Below are 21,994 nucleotides of genomic sequence, written 5' to 3'. Positions count from 1 at the left end.
TTACGCAGTAAACTGATGTAAAAATCAGTAGTTGTAGAAAAATTCGGTGGAGCGGTAGTTCAGTCGGTTAGAATACCTGCCTGTCACGCAGGGGGTCGCGGGTTCGAGTCCCGTCCGTTCCGCCACTTATTAAAAGTTAAGCCTGCTAAGTTAATTAGCGGGCTTAATAGTAAGAGATTTAGGGGCGTAGCTCAGTTGGTAGAGCACCGGTCTCCAAAACCGGGTGTCGCGAGTTCGAGTCTCTCCGCCCCTGCCATATATAATCCTTTGCTCAGGCAAAGGATTTTTTTTGTCTGTTATTTTCCATCCCCAGAATCTGCCAACATCCTCCGTCCCTGGAGGCGTGCATTATTCCAGTATGTTTGTCTTCAGTATTTCGCGGATCTGTACCTGTTTATCGCTGTTTTGTAGCCAGATAGCGTACAGGGGGCGAGATAGCGTTGTACTGTCCGTCACCGTATGCAGGCCGCTTTTATCCTTCGCCCAGCGTGTCGGCAGCCATGTACAACCATTTAGCGCGGCGAGTTGCTGATAGGCCAGTTCAGCAGAGCTGGTTGTCAGCAGAGGAACATCATCGCTGCCAATCAGTCCGACCTCATTTTGTTGGAAGTCCGGGCCCCATTCAAGGCGCAGATAATTCAATTCATTCTTAGTTTTAAATGGCGAGGTACAGTAGAGTGCCAGCGTAAAATTACCAAGCAACTGGCTGCTTAATTCGTCCATTTTCGGCGATTCTGTCGTGATCAGTAGATCAAGCTGTCGCTCATGTAACTGTTTAACAAGCGATTGTCGCTGCGCAATCCGCGCTTCAAACTGCAGGTTACAGGGCTCTTTGTAGAGCTTCCCCAGCCATCCGTTAAGCATGCATTCCCACAAAGATGCGCTGCCGCCAATTGAGAATTCATTATGTCGGGAAGCATTCGCAACCTCTTTTCGTGCCGCCTGCCAGGTGTTCATCAGGGTTTCGGCATAAGGAAGGAGCTTATCGCCGGCTGACGTCAGGCGGATATTATTGCGATGGCGGGTAAAAAGGTTCACGCCAAGCTGGTTTTCCAGCTGACGAATACGAAAGCTGACGGCCGACTGCGTCAGATAAAGCGCCTCTGCTGCTCGTCCAAAGTGGCGAGTTCTGCTCACCTCAAGGAAAGTTTTGAGCAATTCCGTATCCACACTCTTCTCCGCAAAATTATTTGTCGTAATGATTTAAATCTTTTGTTTTACACTCTGTCAAGCGTAACTAATACTCCGCGCCATAAATAGCTCGGCCAAAGAATCAGGAGCGTGTAGGATGGCGGAAAGCTTTATGACGACTAATCGTTTTTTCGATAATAAACATTATCCGCGCGGGTTCTCCCGTCATGGTGATTTCACCATCAAAGAGGCACAACTGCTGGAACAGCATGGTTATGCTCTTAACGAACTGGAACTGGGTAAACGCGAACCTGTCACCGAAGATGAAAAACAGTTTGTTTCGGTATGTCGTGGTGAACGTGAGCCAGCCACGGAAATGGAACGCGTCTGGATTAAGTATATGGCGCGTATTAAGCGGCCTAAGCGTTTTCATACGCTGTCCGGCGGTAAACCGCAGGTTGAAGGCGCTGAAGATTACACCGAAAGCGATGATTAACAAAAAAGGGCGTAAGCCCTTTTTTTATGCCATGAGTTTTTGCAAATGGTTCAGCATCCTGTCTATCGCTCGATAGCCAAGAGCCTCCTGCAGGTGGTGGCGCTCAATACAGGGCTCCCCTCCTATATCGGCGATGGTCCGGGCGACTTTCAGCAGACGCTGCCAGGCGCGGATAGAAAGCCCCAGCTGCGATAATACCTGTTCCAGCCAGATAGCATCCTCTTTACTGAGCGGACACCAGATTTTCATTTCGTTACTCTCCAGCTGGGCATTGAGTTTCTCCTGCCGGGCCAGCTGTTTGTCTCGGGCGACGAGAACCCGCTTCCTCACGCTGGCGCTATTTTCCACGCCAGAGGCTGCCTGGCTAAGCGCTCCCGGGGGCGGTAGAGGAATTTCCAGCGAGAGATCGAACCGGTCGAGGAACGGTCCGGACAGGCGGCTCAGATAGCGTAGGGTTTGTTCCGGTGATGCGCGATTATGATGGCCCCGGTAATGCCCGGTGGGGCTGGGATTCATGGCCGCAATAAGCTGAAAATGTGCCGGATAGTCAATTTTCGCACGGGTTCGTGAAATATGTATTTTTCCTGACTCTATCGGCTCCCGCAAAGCATCCAATACCCGACGTTCAAACTCCGGTAGTTCATCCAGAAACAGCACCCCATTGTGTGCCAGCGAGATCTCTCCGGGTATCGGGATTGAACCGCCCCCCACCATTGCCGCGAGAGAAGCACTGTGATGTGGACTGCGAAACGGTCGCCGACGCCACTGTTTTGTTGCGCGATAGCGGCTCAACAGACTAAGGATAGCGGCGCTTTCGAGCGCCTCCTGATTGCTTAACGGTGGCAGAAGACCTGGCAGCCGGCTGGCAAGCATGGTTTTTCCTGTTCCGGGAGGGCCAATCAACAGCAGGTTGTGGCCCCCTGCGGCAACGATTTCCAATGCACGTTTTCCTTGCTGCTGGCCAATCACATCACTCAGATCAGGTAGAGAGTCATCAGGATGCTCTTCCTCCGGTATGGAAGGATTGAGCGCATGGCGTCCCTCGAGAAACGCACACACCTCCTGCAGATGCCCGGCGACAAGACACTCGTGGCCCTCAATGAGCCCCACTTCCGCCGCGTTATCCTCAGCGACGATAATTTGTCGCCCGGCTTTTATCGCTTCCATTGCACTGGAGATAGCGCCAGGAACGCCACGTAGCGCCCCTGTGAGCGCGAGCTCGCCGATAAACTCATATTGCTTCAACCTGGACGCATCTAACTGCTCCGACGCGACCAGAAGCGCGAGAGCGATGGGGAGATCGTATCGCCCGCCTTCTTTTGGCAAATCGGCAGGGGCCAGATTGATGGTGATCTTTTTGGCCGGAAACGTATAGCCGCTGTTAATTATCGCGCTGCGTACCCGGTCGCGAGCCTCTCTGACCGTGGTTTCAGGAAGCCCTACCATGGTTAATCCCGGAAGCCCGTTGCTGATATGAATTTCGATCGTAATAAGCGGGGCGCTGATACCAAAAGCAGCCCGTGTGTAGATAATCGCGAGTGACATAATGCCTCCTGAGTACGAGCATTATGTCGGCAGAAAAAGGGGCAGTAATGAGTAAGAAATGCATTATACGCGGCATGTTCCAGCGAATATCGCCGGATATTGTGACATTTCACACATGATGGAAGCGGCATCGCAAACGCTCACCATGGTGAAAGAGCGTATTGGCGGAAACCGCCGCAGCATCATAGAAAAGGGTGATAAATTGAATTTTTTTCATTTTATATTTTTTCTATTAAAAACAATTGTTTTACAAAAAACTGTTAGCGCGATCAGTAAGTGATGTATAAAAAAATCTTGTGTTTATTGTGATGTCTGTGGTAACTCTTTAGGTATTCCTTCGAACAAGAAGCCAGAAAGTACAGAAAATGACAGCCCTTCTACGAGTGATTAGCCTGGTCGTGATTAGCGTGGTGGTGATTATTATCCCACCGTGCGGGGCTGCACTTGGACGAGGAAAGGCTTAGAAATCAAGCCTTAACGAACTAAGACCCCCGCACCGAAAGGTCCGGGGGTTTTTTTATAACTTAAAAACGATAAGCGAGGAGCAGACAATGACGAATAGCATAAAATTCTGTTTCTCCCGATCTATGACGGGGAACTAACTATGAATGGGGCGCAGTGGGTAGTACATGCTTTGCGGGCACAGGGGGTCGACACGGTTTTTGGCTATCCTGGTGGCGCGATTATGCCGGTTTACGATGCATTGTATGACGGCGGCGTGGAACACCTGTTGTGCCGCCACGAGCAAGGAGCGGCCATGGCAGCTATCGGCTATGCTCGCGCCACCGGCAAAACCGGCGTATGCATCGCCACATCAGGTCCAGGTGCGACGAACCTGATCACCGGCCTGGCTGATGCGTTACTGGACTCTATTCCTGTTGTCGCCATCACCGGTCAGGTCGCGGCGCCGTTTATCGGCACCGATGCTTTCCAGGAAGTGGACGTCCTTGGTTTGTCGCTGGCCTGTACGAAACACAGTTTTCTCGTGCAGTCGCTGGAAGAGCTGCCGCGAGTGATCGCTGAAGCTTTCCAGGTCGCAAACTCTGGCCGCCCAGGTCCGGTTCTGGTTGATATCCCTAAAGATATCCAGCTGGCGAAGGGCGAGCTTGAACCGTATTTCTCGACGGTTGATAACGACATTGCCTTCCCCCATGCAGAAGTTGAGCAGGCGCTGCAGATGTTAGCCGCCGCGCAAAAACCGATGCTGTACGTCGGCGGTGGCGTGGGTATGGCGCAGGCGGTTCCTGCGTTACGCGAGTTTATCGCCATTACGCAAATGCCGGTCACCTGCACGCTGAAAGGTCTGGGCGCCGTTGATGCGGCCTATCCGTACTATCTGGGAATGCTGGGGATGCACGGCACCAAAGCGGCCAATCTGGCGGTACAGGAATGTGACCTGTTGATCGCCGTTGGCGCCCGCTTCGATGACCGTGTTACCGGGAAGCTGAACACCTTTGCTCCGCACGCCAAAGTTATCCATCTGGATATCGATCCGGCGGAGCTGAACAAGCTGCGTCAGGCACATGTTGCCCTGACGGGCGATCTGAATACATTGCTGCCAGCGTTGCAGAAGCCGCTGACCATCGACGCCTGGCGCCAGCATAATCAGGCGCTGCGTGATGAGCACGCATGGCGCTACGACCACCCGGGTGAGGGTATTTACGCACCGCTGCTGCTCAAACAGCTCTCCGACCGTAAGCCGGCCGATAGCGTTGTCACAACCGACGTGGGTCAACATCAAATGTGGTCAGCGCAGCATATGACCTATACACGTCCTGAGAGTTTTATTACCTCCAGCGGTTTGGGCACGATGGGTTTTGGCCTGCCGGCGGCGGTTGGCGCTCAAGTTGCACGTCCGAACGATACCGTTATCTGCGTCTCCGGCGATGGCTCGTTCATGATGAACGTGCAGGAGCTGGGTACCGTGAAGCGTAAACAGCTGCCGTTGAAGATCCTGTTACTGGATAACCAGCGTTTAGGCATGGTGCGTCAGTGGCAGCAGCTGTTTTTTGAGGAGCGCTATAGCGAAACTACCCTCACCGATAATCCCGATTTTGTCACGCTGGCCAGCGCCTTCGGCATTCCTGGACAGCACATCACCCGTAAAGACCAGGTTGAAGCGGCTCTCGACACCATGCTTTCGAGCCAGGGGCCATACCTGCTTCATGTCTCAATCGATGAGCTTGAGAACGTCTGGCCGTTGGTACCGCCCGGTGCCAGTAATGCAGAAATGCTGGAGAAATTATCATGATGCAACATCAGGTCGCTTTACAGGCTCGCTTCAACCCGGAAACCTTAGAACGCGTGCTGCGCGTGGTTCGTCACCGCGGCTTTCAGGTTTGTTCCATGAATATGGAAACCGCGGCAGATGCCGGCAACATAAATATCGAATTGACCGTTGCCAGCCAGCGGCCCGTCGAATTACTGTTTAGTCAATTAAGTAAGCTGGTCGACGTCGCCTGCGTCGAGATCCAGCAACCAACATCACAACAAATCCGCGCATAAGCGCAAGGGAAGAAAAATGACGACGAAAAAAGCTGATTACATTTGGTTCAACGGCGAGATGGTTCCGTGGGGAGAGGCGAAGGTTCACGTGATGTCTCACGCGCTTCACTACGGTACTTCCGTGTTTGAAGGCATCCGTTGCTACGACTCGCATAAAGGACCGGTGGTGTTCCGTCATCGCGAACATATGCAGCGTCTGCATGACTCAGCCAAAATCTATCGTTTTCCGGTCTCTCAAAGCATTGATGAGCTGATGGAAGCCTGCCGCGAAGTTATCCGCAAAAATAACCTGACCAGCGCGTACATTCGTCCACTGGTCTTTGTTGGCGACGTCGGCATGGGTGTTAACCCGCCTGCGGGATACAGCACTGACGTGATCATCGCGGCGTTCCCGTGGGGAGCTTATCTTGGCGCTGAAGCGCTGGATCAGGGGATCGATGCGATGGTTTCTTCCTGGAACCGTGTCGCGCCCAACACCATCCCGACCGCTGCAAAAGCCGGTGGTAACTACCTCTCTTCCCTGCTGGTTGGCAGCGAAGCGCGCCGCCATGGTTATCAGGAAGGGATCGCGCTGGACGTTAACGGCTATATCTCCGAGGGCGCGGGTGAGAACCTGTTTGAAGTGAAAGATGGCGTGTTGTTCACGCCGCCATTTACCTCTTCTGCGCTGCCGGGCATTACCCGCGACGCGATCATTAAACTGGCAAAAGATCTGGATATTGAAGTCCGCGAGCAGGTGCTGTCCCGTGAATCTCTGTATCTGGCTGATGAAGTCTTTATGTCTGGTACTGCTGCGGAAATCACCCCGGTGCGCAGCGTGGACGGTATTCAGGTTGGCGAAGGTCGCTGTGGCCCGGTCACCAAGCGTATTCAGCAGGCCTTCTTTGGTCTCTTCACCGGTGAAACCGAGGACAAATGGGGCTGGTTGGATCAGGTTAACCAATAAATATACCCGTCATATTTCAAGCATAAGCATAAAAAAATGGGGTGGCACGCAGCGCCCCATGTCACAGAGACTGGGAGTAACTAAAGCATGCCTAAGTACCGTTCCGCCACCACCACTCACGGCCGTAATATGGCGGGTGCCCGCGCGCTGTGGCGCGCAACCGGGATGACCGATGCTGATTTCGGTAAGCCGATTATCGCCGTTGTTAACTCCTTCACCCAATTCGTACCGGGTCACGTACATCTGCGCGATCTGGGTAAGCTGGTTGCTGAGCAGATTGAAGCCTCAGGCGGCGTTGCCAAAGAATTTAACACCATCGCGGTGGATGATGGGATCGCCATGGGGCATGGGGGTATGCTTTATTCACTGCCATCCCGTGAACTGATCGCCGACTCGGTTGAGTACATGGTTAACGCGCACTGCGCCGATGCCATGGTCTGCATTTCCAACTGCGACAAAATCACCCCGGGGATGCTGATGGCCTCCTTGCGCCTGAATATTCCGGTGATTTTTGTTTCCGGTGGCCCAATGGAAGCCGGGAAAACCAAGCTTTCTGACAAAATCATCAAACTCGACCTTGTCGATGCGATGATTCAGGGGGCGGATCCAAAAGTCTCCGACGAACAGAGTGAGCAGGTCGAGCGTTCCGCCTGTCCGACCTGTGGTTCCTGTTCGGGGATGTTTACCGCCAACTCGATGAACTGCCTGACCGAAGCGCTGGGTCTGTCCCAGCCGGGTAATGGTTCTCTGCTGGCGACTCACGCCGACCGTAAAGAGCTGTTCCTCAACGCAGGTAAACGTATCGTTGAACTGACGAAGCGCTATTACGAGCAGGATGACGAATCTGCGCTGCCACGTTATATCGCCAGCAAAGCGGCGTTCGAAAACGCCATGACGCTGGATATCGCCATGGGGGGGTCGACGAACACCGTTCTGCACCTGCTGGCCGCCGCGCAGGAAGCGGAAATCGACTTCACGATGAGCGATATCGATAAGCTGTCCCGCAAGGTTCCGCAGCTGTGTAAGGTGGCGCCGAGCACGCAGAAGTACCATATGGAAGATGTGCACCGCGCGGGCGGCGTACTGGGTATTCTCGGTGAGCTCGATCGTGCCGGGCTGCTGAACCGCGATGTGAAAAACGTTCTCGGTCTGACTCTGCCACAAACGCTCGATCAATATGATGTCATGCTGACCAAAGATGACGCGGTGAAAAAAATGTTCCGCGCCGGCCCGGCGGGTATTCGGACGACTCAGGCGTTCTCGCAGGACTGCCGCTGGGATACGCTGGATGACGATCGTGCCGAAGGGTGTATCCGTTCGCTGGAGCATGCTTACAGCAAAGACGGCGGTCTGGCGGTGCTGTACGGCAACTTTGCGGAAAACGGCTGTATCGTTAAAACCGCAGGGGTGGATGACAGTATTCTGAAATTCACCGGCCCGGCGAAAGTCTACGAAAGCCAGGACGAAGCCGTTGACGCGATCCTTGGCGGTAAAGTGGTGGCGGGCGACGTCGTGGTTATTCGCTATGAAGGGCCGAAGGGTGGTCCGGGAATGCAGGAAATGCTCTATCCGACGACCTTCCTGAAGTCCATGGGCCTGGGTAAAGCCTGTGCGCTGATCACCGACGGACGTTTCTCTGGCGGTACCTCGGGCCTGTCGATTGGCCATGTCTCGCCGGAAGCAGCCAGCGGCGGCAATATTGCGATCATTGAAGATGGCGATATGATTGCCATTGATATTCCAAACCGGGGTATTCAGCTGCAGCTGAGCGATGCCGAAATTGCCGCGCGTCGTGAAGCACAAGAGGCCCGCGGCGATCGTGCCTGGACGCCGAAAGCGCGTGAACGTCAGGTCTCCTTCGCACTCCGCGCGTATGCCAGCCTGGCAACCAGCGCCGATAAGGGCGCGGTTCGCGATAAATCAAAACTGGGGGGTTAATGATGGCTGAATCACAACCCCTGTCTGCCGCCCCCGAGGGGGCGGAATATCTCAGGGCGGTGCTGCGCGCACCGGTCTATGAAGCGGCGCAAATTACGCCGTTGCAAAAAATGGAAAAAATCTCGTCGCGTCTTGATAACGTGATTCTGGTGAAGCGCGAAGATCGCCAGCCGGTTCATAGCTTCAAGCTGCGTGGGGCCTACGCAATGATGGCAGGCCTGACGGAAGAGCAAAAAGCGCAGGGCGTGATCACCGCTTCTGCGGGCAACCACGCCCAGGGGGTTGCGTTCTCGGCATCGCGTCTTGGCGTGAAGGCGCTGATCGTCATGCCGGTTGCCACGGCGGATATCAAAGTGGATGCCGTGCGTAACTTTGGCGGTGAGGTCCTGCTCCACGGCGCTAATTTCGATGAAGCAAAAGCGAAAGCTATCGAACTGGCGCAACAGCAGAACTTCACCTGGGTCCCGCCGTTTGACCACCCGATGGTGATTGCCGGGCAGGGAACGCTGGCGCTGGAGCTGCTACAGCAGGACGCACATCTGGACCGCGTGTTTGTCCCGGTAGGCGGCGGTGGCCTGGCCGCAGGCGTAGCGGTGCTGATCAAGCAGCTGATGCCGCAGATCAAAGTGATCGCGGTGGAAGCAGAGGACTCCGCCTGTCTGAAAGCCGCGCTGGACGCCGGGCATCCGGTCGATCTGCCGCGCGTCGGGCTGTTTGCCGAAGGCGTGGCGGTGAAACGTATCGGTGACGAGACCTTCCGCCTCTGCCAGGAGTATCTTGACGATATCGTCACCGTCGACAGCGATGCGATTTGCGCGGCGATGAAAGACCTGTTCGAAGATGTCCGCGCCGTGGCTGAACCGTCTGGTGCGCTGGCGCTGGCAGGAATGAAAAAGTATATCGCGCAGCATGACATCCGCGGCGAGCGGTTGGCACATGTGCTTTCCGGGGCCAACGTTAACTTCCACGGCCTGCGCTACGTTTCCGAACGCTGCGAGCTGGGAGAGCAACGTGAAGCGCTGCTGGCGGTGACCATTCCGGAAGAGAAGGGCAGCTTCCTGAAGTTCTGTCAGCTGCTGGGCGGTCGTTCAGTGACCGAGTTCAACTACCGTTTTGCTGATGCCAAAGATGCCTGCATTTTTGTCGGGGTTCGTCTGAGCCGCGGTCTGGAGGAACGCAAAGAGATTTTGAGTCTGCTGCACGAAGGCGGCTATAGCGTTGTCGATCTTTCTGATGACGAAATGGCGAAACTTCATGTGCGCTATATGGTCGGTGGGCGGCCGTCAAAACCGCTGCAGGAGCGACTGTTCAGCTTCGAATTCCCCGAATCACCGGGGGCGCTGCTCAAGTTCCTGCATACGTTAGGGACCCACTGGAACATCTCGTTGTTCCATTACCGCAGCCACGGAACCGATTATGGCCGCGTGCTGGCGGCGTTCGAGCTTGGCGATCATGAGCCGGATTTCGAAACCCGACTCCATGAGCTGGGCTACGACTGCCACGACGAAACCAATAACCCGGCGTTCAGGTTCTTTCTCGCGGGCTAATGCCTGATGGCGCTGCGCTTAGCGGGCCGACAATCAGATCCCCGTCCGGGTAAGGCGTTTCGCCGCCACCCGGCAAAAACGTCAGTGGTTAGGCAGAATCGACCAGAAAGCATCAATAAGCGGCTCATACAGCCGCTTTTTTTGTGCGCATACGCCCAGTTCAAACGGCGTTTTCTCATCGCTGCGCTCTAAAATCATCACGCGATTGCGTACCGGTTCCGGGCTGTTCTCCAGTACTACTTCCGGAATTAAAGCCACGCCGCAGCCGAGCGCGACCATCGACACCATCGCTTCATGGCCGCCCACGGTGGCGTAAATCGAGGGATTGCTGATTTTATGGCGGCGAAACCACAGTTCGATGCGGCGACGCACCGGCCCTTGATCGGCCATGATAAACGGTACGGTTGACCAGTCGGGCTTCTCCTGGCTCACCTGGGTGCGCACCGGACAGGCTAATGCCGGGGCGATCAGCACGACCGCCAGGTTTTCCAGCATCGAAAACGCCACGGAGCCCGGTAGCGTTTCCGGCTTGCCGGCAATCGCGAGATCGGCCTCGCCGGTGACGACCTTCTCCATCGCATCGGCGGCATCGCCGGTGGAAAGCTTGATCTCCACCGAAGGGTGGGCAGCGCGGAAGCGATCGAGAATCGGCGGCAGATGGCTGTAGGCTGCCGTTACCGAGCAGAAGATATGCAGCTCGCCGGAAAGCGAAGGACCTTGCTGATCGATGGCATGACGAAGCTGCTGGTACTGTAGCAGCGTCTGCTGTGCGAACAGGCGCAGCTCTTCGCCCGCTTCGGTCAAGGTGACGGTACGGTTATCGCGAACAAACAGCGGCTGCCCGAGATCTTCTTCCAGGCGCTGGATCTGGCGTGAAAGGGTGGAAGGACTGACGTGCATCGCCCGCGCGCTGCGGCCAAAATGGCGGCTTTCGGCCAGATGCAGGAAGGTTTTCAGATCGCGTAAATCCACACTCCGTACTCCACGGTTTTGCATTGCAGAAATTGCAACGTGACGTTGTGAATATATCAATTTCCGCAATAAATTTCCTGTCATATAGTAAGTTCATTCTCTCTTGCACAGACACGGCAAGCGAACCGAACAATAAGACAGTACAACATCACGAGGTATCACCATGGCTAACTACTTTAATACACTGAATCTGCGCCAGCAGCTGGCGCAGCTGGGTAAATGTCGCTTTATGGGCCGCGACGAATTCGCCGATGGCGCGAGCTACCTTCAGGGTAAAAAAGTGGTCATTGTCGGCTGTGGCGCGCAGGGTCTGAACCAGGGCCTGAACATGCGTGATTCCGGCCTGGATATCTCCTATGCGCTGCGTAAAGAAGCGATTGCTGAAAAGCGCGCATCCTGGCGTAAAGCGACCGAAAACGGCTTCAAAGTGGGTACCTACGAAGAGCTGATCCCGCAGGCTGACCTGGTGGTTAACCTGACGCCGGACAAACAGCACTCCGACGTTGTGCGTTCCGTTCAGCCGCTGATGAAAGATGGCGCGGCGCTGGGCTACTCCCACGGCTTCAACATCGTCGAAGTGGGTGAGCAGATTCGTAAAGACATCACCGTCGTGATGGTGGCGCCGAAGTGCCCGGGTACCGAAGTGCGTGAAGAGTACAAACGTGGTTTCGGCGTACCGACTCTGATCGCGGTTCACCCGGAAAACGACCCGAAAGGCGAAGGCATGGCGATTGCTAAAGCCTGGGCCGCGGCAACCGGTGGTCACCGTGCGGGCGTTCTGGAATCATCCTTTGTTGCGGAAGTGAAATCTGACCTGATGGGCGAGCAGACTATCCTGTGCGGTATGCTGCAGGCCGGTTCTCTGCTGTGCTTCGACAAGCTGGTGCAAGAAGGTACCGATCCGGCATACGCCGAAAAACTGATTCAGTTCGGCTGGGAAACCATCACCGAAGCGCTGAAGCAGGGCGGTATCACCCTGATGATGGATCGCCTGTCTAACCCGGCGAAACTGCGTGCTTATGCGCTGTCCGAACAGCTGAAAGAGATCATGGCGCCACTGTTCCAGAAACATATGGATGACATCATCTCCGGCGAATTCTCCTCCGGCATGATGGCTGACTGGGCCAACGACGATAAGAAACTGCTGACCTGGCGTGAAGAGACCGGTAAAACCGCGTTCGAAACCGCACCGCAGTTTGAAGGCAAAATCGGCGAGCAGGAGTACTTCGATAAAGGCGTTCTGATGATCGCGATGGTGAAAGCGGGCGTTGAGCTGGCGTTCGAAACCATGGTTGATTCCGGTATCATCGAAGAGTCTGCTTACTACGAATCACTGCATGAGCTGCCGCTGATCGCGAACACCATCGCGCGTAAGCGTCTGTACGAAATGAACGTGGTTATCTCCGATACCGCAGAATACGGTAACTACCTGTTCTCTTATGCCTGCGTACCGCTGCTGAAAGAGTTCATGACTACCCTGCAGACCGGCGACCTGGGCAAAGCGATTGCCGAAGGCGCGGTAGACAACGCTCAGCTGCGCGACGTGAATGAAGCCATCCGCAGCCACGCTATTGAGCAGGTGGGTAAGAAACTGCGCGGCTATATGACTGATATGAAGCGTATTGCAGTAGCGGGTTAACCCGATAGTCGGGTGGCGCTCCGCTTACCCGACCTACACAACCGCAAGATGTAGGCCGGGTAAGGCGTAGCCGCCACCCGGCTTTTTATTTGCGGTACAGGACTTTGATAATGTGGTAGCCAAACTGAGTGTGCAGCGGGCCGGTCGGCTCCAGCTCAGGGCAGGAGAAGACGACTTTATCAAATGCCGGAACCATCTGGCCCTGTTTGAACTCGCCTAAATGACCGCCCTTTTTGCCTGACGGGCAAGTGGAGTGCTTTTTCGCCAGCTTCTCGAAATCGGCGCCGTTTTTAATCTGCTCCAGCAGGTCGAGTGCCAGTTTCTCTTCTTTCACCAGGATGTGCATTGCTGCCGCTGTTTTTGCCATGATCGTACCTTGATAATTGACGATGAATCAGAGGGCAATATTAGCATGCGCTAGCGGCGGTAGAGCACCTTAATGATGTGGTAGCCGAACTTCGTTTTTACCGGTCCGTAGGGCTTTAGCAGCGGGCAGGTGAAGACGGCTTTATCAAACGGCCCGACCATCGCCCCCTGCGTAAACTCACCGAGATCGCCGCCGTTGCGTCCGGACGGGCATTTCGAATAGCGTTTTGCCAGGTGATCGAAGCTGACGCCTCGCGCCAGTTTAGCGAGGATCTCCAGGGCCAGTTTCTCTTCTTTTACCAGGATATGCAGGGCTGCTGCGGACTTTGCCATTGTTTTGTTCTCTGGATTATCGGTGTTGCCAACACTTTACCATTAGCCGGTAAATCTCCACCCGGCTTTCTGCTACAATCCCCACCCCGTTCGAAGATTGAGCAAGACTCCCATGCGTTTAAACCCTGGCCAACAACAAGCCGTCGAATTTGTTACCGGACCGTGCCTGGTGCTGGCGGGCGCCGGTTCCGGTAAGACCCGCGTTATCACCAATAAAATCGCTCACCTGATCCGCGGATGCGGCTATCAGGCGCGCCATATTGCGGCGGTAACCTTTACCAACAAAGCGGCACGTGAAATGAAAGAACGTGTCGGGCAAACGCTGGGGCGCAAAGAAGCGCGGGGCCTGATGATTTCCACCTTCCATACCCTGGGGCTGGATATTATTAAGCGCGAATATGCTGCGCTGGGGATGAAATCTAACTTTTCTCTGTTCGATGATACCGACCAGGTTGCGCTGCTTAAAGAGCTGACCGAAGGGCTCATCGACGACGATAAAGTCGTGTTACAGCAGCTGATCTCGACGATCTCCAACTGGAAAAACGATCTGCAAACCCCGGCACAGGCCGCGGCAGGCGCAAAGGGTGAACGGGATCGGATCTTTGCCCACTGCTACGGGCTCTATGATGCCCATATGAAGGCCTGCAATGTGCTGGATTTTGACGATCTGATCCTGTTGCCGACCCTGCTGTTACAGCGCAATGAAGAGGTGCGTGAACGCTGGCAGAACAAGATTCGCTATCTGCTGGTGGATGAATATCAGGATACCAACACCAGTCAGTATGAGATGGTGAAGCTGCTGGTGGGGCAGCGTGCGCGCTTTACCGTCGTCGGCGATGATGACCAGTCGATCTACTCCTGGCGCGGAGCACGGCCGCAGAACCTGGTCCTGCTGAGCCAGGATTTCCCGGCGCTGCAGGTGATTAAGCTGGAACAGAACTACCGTTCTTCCGGGCGCATACTAAAAGCCGCTAACATCCTGATTGCCAACAACCCGCACGTCTTCGAAAAACGCCTGTTTTCCGAGCTGGGATATGGCGCAGAGCTTAAAGTGCTTTCAGCGAACCATGAAGAACATGAAGCGGAGCGGGTGACCGGGGAACTGATCGCCCACCACTTTATCAATAAGACGCAATATAAAGATTACGCCATTCTCTACCGCGGCAACCATCAGTCGCGGGTCTTTGAAAAGATGCTGATGCAAAACCGCATCCCGTACAAAATTTCGGGCGGTACGTCGTTCTTTTCACGGCCCGAGATTAAAGACCTGTTGGCCTATCTGCGCGTGCTGACCAACCCGGATGATGACAGCGCTTTCCTGCGTATCGTTAATACGCCAAAGCGCGAAATCGGCCCGGCCACCTTGCAAAAGCTGGGCGAGTGGGCGATGACCCGTAACAAAAGCTTGTTTACCGCCAGTTTTGATATGGGCCTCAACCAGACGCTAACCGGTCGCGGCTATGATGCGCTCACCGGGTTTACGCAGTGGCTGGCTGACATCCAGCGCCTGGCGGAGCGCGAACCGGTCGCCGCGGTGCGCGATCTGATTCGCGGGGTGGATTATGAATCCTGGCTGTATGAGACCTCTCCGAGCCCGAAGGCCGCAGAAATGCGGATGAAAAACGTCAATCAGCTGTTCAGCTGGATGATGGAGATGCTCGAGGGCAGCGACATAGACGAGCCAATGACCCTGACCCAGGTGGTCACCCGTTTTACTCTGCGCGATATGATGGAGCGCGGCGAGTCCGATGAAGAGTCGGATCAGGTGCAGTTGATGACCCTGCACGCCTCAAAGGGGCTGGAGTTTCCCTACGTCTATCTGGTGGGTATGGAAGAGGGGCTGCTGCCGCATCAGAGTAGCATCGATGAAGACAACGTGGATGAAGAGCGCCGCCTGGCGTATGTCGGGATTACCCGCGCGCAAAAAGAACTGACCTTCACGCTGTGTAAAGAGCGTCGTCAGTACGGAGAGCTGGTGCGCCCTGAGCCCAGCCGTTTTCTGCTGGAGCTACCGCAGGATGACCTGATCTGGGAGCAGGAGCGCAAGGTTATCTCGCCGGAGGAGCGGATGCATAAAGGGCAGGCCAACGTCGCCAATATTCGCGCGATGCTGGCAAAAGCGAAAGGGAAGTAGTACGACCGCGTATCTCCCGGTGGCACGCAGCGGGAGATTTTACTGAGCCCGCTGCTTATCAGGCGAAATTAAGCCACTTCGAGAGCCCAGTGGACATAGCTTTGCCACTGGCACTCCTGCTCCACCATCTCCCGACCCAGCGGATGACTTTCCAGCCACCCCTCCGGCAGCGTCAGCACCAGTTTCTCGCCGTCGACGGCGAGTGAAATGGCCGGCAGCAGATCGTCGCGACGGCGGCTGGCAAACAGGATCGCCAGACGCAGCAGCCGACACAGGTGCTCAGCAACCCGCGGTTTCACCGCATTTTGCTGATGGAGCGAGGAGAGGTCGATGGTATTGGTCTGGTTGAGCAGCAGCGTGGCGAGCAGTTTTTTCTGCGCCGGCGTGAAACCGGGGAGATCGAGGTTGCTCACCAGATAGGCGGCGTGCTGCGGGGCGCGTTTAAAATCGACGCTCAGGCCAATTTCATGCAGCTCGCAGGCGCTGGCGAGCAGCTCGCGGCTGAGCGATTCCAGCTCCCAGGCATCGTCCAGCTGATTCACCAGATGCGCGGCGAGTTGGGTTACACGCTGGGCCTGCTCGGTGTCGATCATGAAGCGGCGTTGAATATTGCGCAGCGTACGGCTACGGATATCCTGATCGACGGACAGATGCAGCATGCCGTAAACCAGGCCTTCACGGAGCGCACCGCCCGCGAGGGTCATACACTGAATATTCAGTTCGCTGAAGATGGCGATAAGTATGGCCAGCCCGCTGGGGAAAACCAGCGCTCGTTCTAAGGTTAAACCTTCGATTTCAAGCTCTTCCAGGCGCCCGCACTGGATCGCACGCTGCTTGAGCTGCTGCAATTTAGCCAGGGTGATACGCTCGTCCATTCCCTGCGCCATCATGATTTCCTGCAGAGCCTGAACGGTACCGGATGCGCCGACGCAAACTTTCCAGCCGTGGTAATTCAGGATGTCAGTAATCGGACGCAGAACTTCCCGAGCCGCATTTTCTGCGAGATCGAAGTTTTCTTTTGTCAGGTTGCGATCGGCGAAGTAGCGTTCCAGCCAGGTGACGCACCCCATCGACAGGCTAAAAAGAGAGGTGGTCTGTGCCCCCGTACCAGTCACCAGTTCGGTACTGGCACCGCCAATATCGACAACCAGGCGCCGGTCTTCGCCGCCGGTCGTATGGGCAACGCCTTGATAAATCAGACGGGCTTCTTCTTCACCGCTGATTACCTGCACCGGACAGCCGAGAATTTCCCGGGCCTTGGCTAAAAACTCGTCGGCATTGACGGCCAGGCGCAGCGTGGCGGTGGCCACAACGCGAATCTGAATGGGGGGGATATCCTGCAGGCGTTCGGCAAACAGACGCAAACACTGCCATCCACGCTCCATCGCTTCCGCGGAGAGCGTGTTATCGCTGTTCAGGCCAGCGGCCAGACGCACTTTGCGCTTGATGCGGCTGAGCGTCTGGATGCTCCCGGCCACCTCGCGTACAACCAACATATGAAAGCTATTAGAACCAAGATCGATAGCTGCATAAAGCGAGGTGGAACTGAGCATAAATGTATTTAACCTGAACGACGACGGTTACGAGGCGGACCGCTGCGACGCGGGCCATTGCCAGTACGCGGGCGCGTCAGGCGCAGCGGCTTAGGCAAATCTGTCATAAGTGCATCTGGGTTGTATTTGCTGACCGGAATAGAGTGACCGGTGTAGGTCTCAATCGCCGGAAGATTCAGCGCGTACTCTTCGCAGGCCAGGCTGATGGAGTGACCGCTGGCGCCCGCACGACCGGTACGGCCGATACGGTGGACGTAATCTTCACAGTCGTCCGGCAGGTCATAGTTAAAGACGTGCGTTACGGCCGGGATATGCAGACCACGTGCAGCAACGTCGGTCGCCACCAGAATGTCGATATCGCCACGGGTGAACTCTTCAAGAATCCGCAGACGTTTTTTCTGTGCGACGTCGCCGGTTAACAAGCCGACGCGATGACCGTCTGCTGCCAGGTGGCCCCAGATATCTTCGCAACGATGTTTAGTGTTCGCGAAAATAATAGCGCGATCCGGCCACTCTTCTTCCAGAAGCGTCTGCAGCAGGCGCATTTTTTCTTCGTTGGAAGGATAGAACAGCTCTTCTTTAATCCGGTGACCCGTTTTCTGTTCCGGCTCGACTTCAACATATTCGGCGTTGTTCATTTGTTCAAACGCCAGTTCGCGGACACGGTAAGAAAGGGTTGCGGAGAACAGCATGTTCAGACGCTGATTGGTCGGCGGCATGCGACGGAACAGCCAGCGGATATCTTTAATAAAGCCGAGATCGTACATGCGATCGGCTTCATCCAGTACGACGACCTGAATCGCACCAAGGTTAATGTGATTCTGTTTAGCGTAATCAATAAGACGACCGGTGGTCCCGATCAGAATATCGACGCCGCTTTCCAGCACTTTCAGCTGCTTATCGTAGCCATCGCCGCCGTACGCCAGACCCAGCTTCAGGCCAGTGGCCGCAGCCAGCGGTTCTGCGTCAGCGTGAATTTGTACCGCCAGCTCACGGGTAGGAGCCATGATCAGCGCACGCGGTTGGTTTACCTGGCGGTCAGCGCTGGCCGGGTGAGAGAGAAGGTAATGAAACGTTGACGTCAGGAACGCCATCGTTTTTCCGGTACCGGTTTGCGCCTGCCCGGCGACATCACGACCTTCCAGCGTTAGCGGAAGAGCGAGTGCCTGAATGGGCGTACAATTATGAAACCCTTTCTTTTCAAGGGCTTCAATCACTGCCGGGTGCAGGGCGAAGTCGGAAAACTTCTGTTCTGTTAAATGTGTTTTGCTCATAGTGTGGTAGAATATCAGCTAACTATTGCATTAAGAAAGCGTATCCGTTGAAATAACGTCAACCTTTCGTTGGCTATACGCGAAATGACTTAAGGTGCATCTACGGCAACCTGATGAATCCTCGAAAGCTTAGACTACTCAGCGAGTCGAGGAGAATTAATCTACCGGGAACGGTTTGAAGGCGGTTTGCTTTGGCTCCTGCAAGACGACATCCATGAGGGATCGGATCGCGCAGTGGCCAGTAATAGAGGCATCCTGAAAAATAACGTGTATAACGTAGCATCGGCACGTCGTTGATGTCTGCGACACCAACACACCAGGCTTATTCCTGTGGAGTTAAATATGAGCGATAAAATTATTCACCTGACTGACGACAGTTTTGACACGGACGTACTCAAGGCTGACGGGCTAACCCTCGTCGATTTCTGGGCAGAGTGGTGCGGTCCGTGCAAAATGATCGCCCCGATTCTGGATGAGATCGCTGAAGAGTATCAGGGCAAACTGACCGTAGCTAAACTGAACATCGATCAGAACCCGGGTACTGCGCCGAAATACGGCATTCGCGGCATCCCGACTCTGCTGCTGTTTAAGAACGGCGAAGTGGCGGCAACTAAGGTTGGCGCACTGTCTAAAGGCCAGCTGAAAGATTTCCTCGACGCCAACCTGGCGTAAGCAGTTTGCCATTCCGGCGTCCGGGTTCCTATTTTTAGCGGAACTCTGGACGCCCGGCCAGAGTCGTGCTAAGTTAACTTCAGACTTCGTTTTAAACATACCTTATTGTTTGAATCTTGTTTTACCCGAAGCGTCCCGCAGAAAATGCGCGAGAGGCTACAAATTCCGGGCTTTTCACTCATTCCGTTTTGTCGTTCCAGCTCTGCGTTCTTTCCTGTGACCAGGCAACGTACAGGCACGAGATGAAGGCCGTTAACAGGCATGGATGTTCCTGCCATACCATTCACAACATTAAGTTCGAGTTCTACCCCGAGTTTAAGAACCCACACCATTATGAATCTTACCGAATTAAAGAATACGCCGGTTTCTGAGCTGATTACTCTCGGCGAAAATATGGGGCTGGAAAACCTGGCCCGTATGCGTAAGCAGGATATTATTTTTGCCATCCTCAAGCAGCATTCGAAGAGTGGCGAAGATATCTTTGGCGATGGCGTACTGGAGATACTGCAGGATGGATTTGGTTTCCTCCGCTCCGCAGACAGCTCCTACCTCGCCGGTCCCGATGACATCTACGTATCCCCAAGCCAAATCCGCCGTTTCAACCTCCGCACTGGTGACACCATTTCCGGTAAGATTCGTCCTCCTAAAGAGGGTGAGCGTTACTTTGCGCTGTTGAAAGTTAACGAAGTTAACTACGACAAGCCGGAAAACGCGCGTAATAAGATCCTGTTCGAGAACTTGACGCCGCTGCATGCGAACTCACGTCTGCGCATGGAACGTGGTAACGGTTCAACCGAAGACTTAACCGCACGTGTGCTGGATCTGGCTTCGCCAATTGGTCGCGGTCAGCGTGGTCTGATTGTTGCACCGCCGAAAGCCGGTAAAACCATGCTGCTGCAGAATATCGCGCAGAGCATCGCGTACAACCATCCTGACTGCGTGCTGATGGTGCTGCTGATCGACGAACGTCCGGAAGAAGTGACCGAGATGCAGCGTCTGGTTAAAGGTGAAGTGGTTGCTTCTACCTTTGACGAACCGGCTTCTCGCCACGTTCAGGTTGCCGAGATGGTTATCGAGAAGGCGAAACGTCTGGTTGAGCACAAGAAAGACGTTATCATTCTGCTCGACTCCATTACTCGTCTGGCACGTGCCTACAACACCGTTGTTCCGGCTTCCGGTAAAGTATTGACCGGTGGTGTGGATGCCAACGCCCTGCATCGTCCGAAGCGTTTCTTCGGTGCAGCGCGTAACGTGGAAGAGGGCGGTAGCCTGACAATCATCGCCACCGCGCTGATTGATACCGGCTCCAAAATGGATGAGGTTATCTACGAAGAGTTTAAAGGCACCGGTAACATGGAGCTGCATCTCTCGCGTAAAATCGCTGAAAAACGCGTCTTCCCGGCTATCGACTACAACCGTTCCGGTACCCGTAAAGAAGAGCTGCTCACCACCCAGGAAGAGCTGCAGAAGATGTGGATCCTGCGTAAAATTATCCATCCGATGGGTGAGATTGACGCGATGGAGTTCCTCATCAACAAACTGGCGATGACCAAAACGAACGATGACTTCTTCGATATGATGAAGCGCTCGTAAGTTAAAAAAAAGCCCAAAAACGCCACGCAATCGCGTGGCGTTTTGTTTTTTGGGTTTGTATGATCCAGGAAGGGAAAAGGAAGCAGGGATTATCGTATGATTAGCGCACCACTCCAGGCAGAGATGATTTTAACAGACTAAAATCTATACAATAAATTTGTAATGTTCTGCTTTACCCCTTCAGGAGTTGAGACATCGTCGTTATACTTCCCGGATTAACCATGCTGAGAGCACATGTGTTGTGAATTTACTCACTGCTATTACTGAATTAATCAGTATTTTCTTATTCACTACCCTTTTTATATTTGTTGCCCGAAAAGCAGCAAAAAAAGTCGGGTTAGTGGATAAACCTAACTATCGAAAACGGCACCAGGGTTTGGTTCCGTTAGTGGGTGGCATCTCAGTTTATGCTGGCATTTGTTTTACTTTTGCCATCGCTGATTATTACATTCCCCATTCATCCTTATATCTGGCCTGTGCCGGCATCCTTGTGCTGGTCGGTGCGCTGGATGACCGGTTTGATATCAGTGTAAAAATTCGCGCGGTGATTCAGGCCGCCATTGCCGTTGTCATGATGACGGCAGGAAATCTGCACCTGAGTAGTCTGGGCTATATTTTTGGTTCGTGGGAGCTGGTCCTCGGCCCCTTTGGTTTCTTCCTCACCCTTTTTGCCGTCTGGGCCGCGATTAACGCCTTTAATATGGTCGATGGTATCGACGGCCTGCTCGGCGGTCTGTCATCGGTCTCCTTTGCGGCAACCGGCATTATTCTGTGGTTTGACGGCCAATACAGCCTGGCAATGTGGTGTTTTGCGATGATAGCCGCCATTCTGCCCTATATTTTACTTAACCTCGGCGCGCTTGGCCGTCGTTATAAAGTTTTTATGGGGGATGCCGGCAGTACCATGATTGGCTTCACCATCATCTGGATTCTGCTGGAAACGACCCAGGGCAAAACGCATCCCATTAGCCCGGTGACCGCCCTGTGGATTATTGCGATTCCGTTGATGGATATGGTGGCGATTATGTATCGTCGCCTGCGTAAAGGCATGAGTCCGTTCTCTCCGGATCGCCAGCATATTCATCATTTGATCATGCGTGCCGGGTTTACTTCCCGACAGGCGTTTGTCCTGATCACGCTGGCGGCCGCGCTGCTGGCGCTGGTGGGCGTGGTGGCGGAATATACCCGTATCGTTCCTGAATGGGTGATGTTAATTCTCTTTTTGTTGGCCTTTTTCCTTTATGGCTACTGCATTAAACGCGCATGGAAAGTGGCGCGACTGGTTAAGCGCATCAGACGCAGAATACGGCGACATAGCGGCAATAATCCAAAATTAACCAAGTAGAACTG

21 protein-coding genes and 2 tRNA genes are annotated in these 21,994 nt (G+C 54.5%); 16 read left to right on the top strand and 7 right to left on the bottom strand.

Going from position 1 to position 21,994, the window contains the following annotated elements; genetic code table 11:
- Positions 1-48 precede the first annotated feature (48 nt).
- Together ROR01S_RS23295 and ROR01S_RS23290 are read left to right on the top strand one after the other, a co-directional pair.
- Positions 49-125, top strand: a tRNA-Asp gene (locus ROR01S_RS23295).
- 55 nt (positions 126-180) lie between these two features.
- Positions 181-256, top strand: a tRNA-Trp gene (locus ROR01S_RS23290).
- A 92-nt stretch (positions 257-348) separates the two neighbouring features.
- Here the strand turns inward: ROR01S_RS23290 and hdfR are convergent.
- Positions 349-1,170 carry an HTH-type transcriptional regulator HdfR gene (hdfR, locus tag ROR01S_RS23285; RefSeq protein WP_044351294.1) on the bottom strand — a complete coding sequence of 274 codons (822 nt, stop codon included), beginning with the start codon at positions 1,168-1,170 and terminating at the stop codon, positions 349-351.
- A gap of 118 nt (positions 1,171-1,288) precedes the next feature.
- Here hdfR and ROR01S_RS23280 point away from each other — a divergent pair, with 118 nt between their 5' ends.
- A complete protein-coding gene (locus ROR01S_RS23280) occupies positions 1,289-1,627 on the top strand; it encodes a MaoP family protein (RefSeq protein ID WP_004869479.1) in 339 nt (112 codons plus the stop codon).
- Positions 1,628-1,651: 24 nt separating this feature from the next.
- On the opposite strand, the gene ROR01S_RS23275 is transcribed toward ROR01S_RS23280, so the two are convergent.
- Positions 1,652-3,172 carry a YifB family Mg chelatase-like AAA ATPase gene (locus ROR01S_RS23275; RefSeq protein WP_015585420.1) on the bottom strand — a complete coding sequence of 507 codons (1,521 nt, stop codon included), beginning with the start codon at positions 3,170-3,172 and terminating at the stop codon, positions 1,652-1,654.
- 58 nt (positions 3,173-3,230) lie between these two features.
- On the opposite strand from ROR01S_RS23275, the gene ROR01S_RS27175 reads away from it, so the two are divergent.
- The 8 genes from ROR01S_RS27175 (at position 3,231) to ilvA (ending at position 10,108) form a co-directional block, all read left to right on the top strand.
- Positions 3,231-3,452, top strand: a complete 222-nt coding sequence (locus tag ROR01S_RS27175; RefSeq protein ID WP_069476335.1) for a hypothetical protein — start codon at positions 3,231-3,233, stop codon at positions 3,450-3,452.
- An 85-nt stretch (positions 3,453-3,537) separates the two neighbouring features.
- Complete coding sequence (gene ilvL / locus ROR01S_RS26610; RefSeq protein ID WP_001311244.1) at positions 3,538-3,636, top strand: ilv operon leader peptide; 99 nt, start codon at positions 3,538-3,540, stop codon at positions 3,634-3,636.
- 87 nt (positions 3,637-3,723) lie between these two features.
- Positions 3,724-3,774, top strand: a complete 51-nt coding sequence (gene ilvX / locus ROR01S_RS27725) for a peptide IlvX (protein WP_202403780.1) — start codon at positions 3,724-3,726, stop codon at positions 3,772-3,774.
- Between the two features lie 2 nt (positions 3,775-3,776).
- Positions 3,777-5,423 carry an acetolactate synthase 2 catalytic subunit gene (gene ilvG, locus ROR01S_RS23270; protein WP_064359917.1) on the top strand — a complete coding sequence of 549 codons (1,647 nt, stop codon included), beginning with the start codon at positions 3,777-3,779 and terminating at the stop codon, positions 5,421-5,423.
- Entirely contained in the window at positions 5,420-5,677 is a 258-nt protein-coding gene (gene ilvM / locus ROR01S_RS23265; RefSeq protein WP_004869489.1) for an acetolactate synthase 2 small subunit, read from the top strand. Before ilvG ends, ilvM begins: the two co-directional genes overlap by 4 nt.
- A 16-nt stretch (positions 5,678-5,693) precedes the next feature.
- A complete protein-coding gene (gene ilvE / locus ROR01S_RS23260; protein WP_004869492.1) occupies positions 5,694-6,623 on the top strand; it encodes a branched-chain-amino-acid transaminase in 930 nt (309 codons plus the stop codon).
- Between the two features lie 87 nt (positions 6,624-6,710).
- Positions 6,711-8,561 (top strand): dihydroxy-acid dehydratase, encoded by a 1,851-nt coding sequence (gene ilvD / locus ROR01S_RS23255; RefSeq protein WP_004869495.1) that lies wholly within the window; start codon positions 6,711-6,713, stop codon positions 8,559-8,561.
- 2 nt (positions 8,562-8,563) lie between these two features.
- Positions 8,564-10,108: a threonine ammonia-lyase, biosynthetic gene (ilvA, locus tag ROR01S_RS23250; protein WP_015585418.1), complete on the top strand. Its 1,545-nt coding sequence runs from the start codon at positions 8,564-8,566 to the stop codon at positions 10,106-10,108.
- An 81-nt stretch (positions 10,109-10,189) separates the two neighbouring features.
- Here ilvA and ilvY read toward each other — a convergent pair whose 3' ends face one another.
- On the bottom strand, positions 10,190-11,080 hold the full coding sequence (gene ilvY / locus ROR01S_RS23245; protein WP_004869503.1) for an HTH-type transcriptional activator IlvY: 891 nt from the start codon (positions 11,078-11,080) through the stop codon (positions 10,190-10,192).
- Between the two features lie 163 nt (positions 11,081-11,243).
- Here ilvY and ilvC point away from each other — a divergent pair, with 163 nt between their 5' ends.
- Positions 11,244-12,719 carry a ketol-acid reductoisomerase gene (ilvC, locus tag ROR01S_RS23240; protein WP_015585417.1) on the top strand — a complete coding sequence of 492 codons (1,476 nt, stop codon included), beginning with the start codon at positions 11,244-11,246 and terminating at the stop codon, positions 12,717-12,719.
- Positions 12,720-12,804: 85 nt separating this feature from the next.
- Here ilvC and ppiC (ROR01S_RS23235) read toward each other — a convergent pair whose 3' ends face one another.
- Both ppiC (ROR01S_RS23235) and ppiC (ROR01S_RS23230) read right to left on the bottom strand, forming a co-directional pair.
- Positions 12,805-13,086, bottom strand: coding sequence for a peptidylprolyl isomerase PpiC (ppiC, locus tag ROR01S_RS23235; RefSeq protein WP_004869510.1), 282 nt, complete (start codon positions 13,084-13,086; stop codon positions 12,805-12,807).
- Between the two features lie 50 nt (positions 13,087-13,136).
- On the bottom strand, positions 13,137-13,418 hold the full coding sequence (ppiC, locus tag ROR01S_RS23230; RefSeq protein WP_004869513.1) for a peptidylprolyl isomerase PpiC: 282 nt from the start codon (positions 13,416-13,418) through the stop codon (positions 13,137-13,139).
- A gap of 112 nt (positions 13,419-13,530) precedes the next feature.
- On the opposite strand from ppiC (ROR01S_RS23230), the gene rep reads away from it, so the two are divergent.
- On the top strand, positions 13,531-15,552 hold the full coding sequence (gene rep, locus ROR01S_RS23225; protein ID WP_064359916.1) for a DNA helicase Rep: 2,022 nt from the start codon (positions 13,531-13,533) through the stop codon (positions 15,550-15,552).
- 68 nt (positions 15,553-15,620) lie between these two features.
- Here the strand turns inward: rep and gppA are convergent, their stop codons facing one another.
- Positions 15,621-17,105: a guanosine-5'-triphosphate,3'-diphosphate diphosphatase gene (gene gppA, locus ROR01S_RS23220; protein WP_015585415.1), complete on the bottom strand. Its 1,485-nt coding sequence runs from the start codon at positions 17,103-17,105 to the stop codon at positions 15,621-15,623.
- Between the two features lie 8 nt (positions 17,106-17,113).
- On the bottom strand, positions 17,114-18,379 hold the full coding sequence (rhlB, locus tag ROR01S_RS23215) for an ATP-dependent RNA helicase RhlB (protein ID WP_004869522.1): 1,266 nt from the start codon (positions 18,377-18,379) through the stop codon (positions 17,114-17,116).
- Between the two features lie 342 nt (positions 18,380-18,721).
- Between rhlB and trxA the strand changes: the two genes are divergently transcribed.
- The 3 genes from trxA to wecA all read left to right on the top strand — a co-directional run bounded on the left by trxA (position 18,722) and on the right by wecA (position 21,989).
- Positions 18,722-19,051 carry a thioredoxin TrxA gene (gene trxA, locus ROR01S_RS23210; protein WP_004869525.1) on the top strand — a complete coding sequence of 110 codons (330 nt, stop codon included), beginning with the start codon at positions 18,722-18,724 and terminating at the stop codon, positions 19,049-19,051.
- A gap of 333 nt (positions 19,052-19,384) precedes the next feature.
- Complete coding sequence (gene rho / locus ROR01S_RS23205) at positions 19,385-20,644, top strand: transcription termination factor Rho (RefSeq protein WP_002883293.1); 1,260 nt, start codon at positions 19,385-19,387, stop codon at positions 20,642-20,644.
- Positions 20,645-20,885: 241 nt separating this feature from the next.
- A complete protein-coding gene (gene wecA / locus ROR01S_RS23200; protein ID WP_004869531.1) occupies positions 20,886-21,989 on the top strand; it encodes a UDP-N-acetylglucosamine--undecaprenyl-phosphate N-acetylglucosaminephosphotransferase in 1,104 nt (367 codons plus the stop codon).
- The last annotated feature ends 5 nt before the right edge of the window (positions 21,990-21,994 follow it).

The organism is Klebsiella ornithinolytica NBRC 105727 = ATCC 31898 (assembly GCF_001598295.1).
GTDB lineage: Bacteria > Pseudomonadota > Gammaproteobacteria > Enterobacterales > Enterobacteriaceae > Klebsiella > Klebsiella ornithinolytica.
The sequence above is the reverse complement of the archived record's forward strand: the minus strand, read 5'-3'. Positions and strand labels throughout refer to the sequence as shown.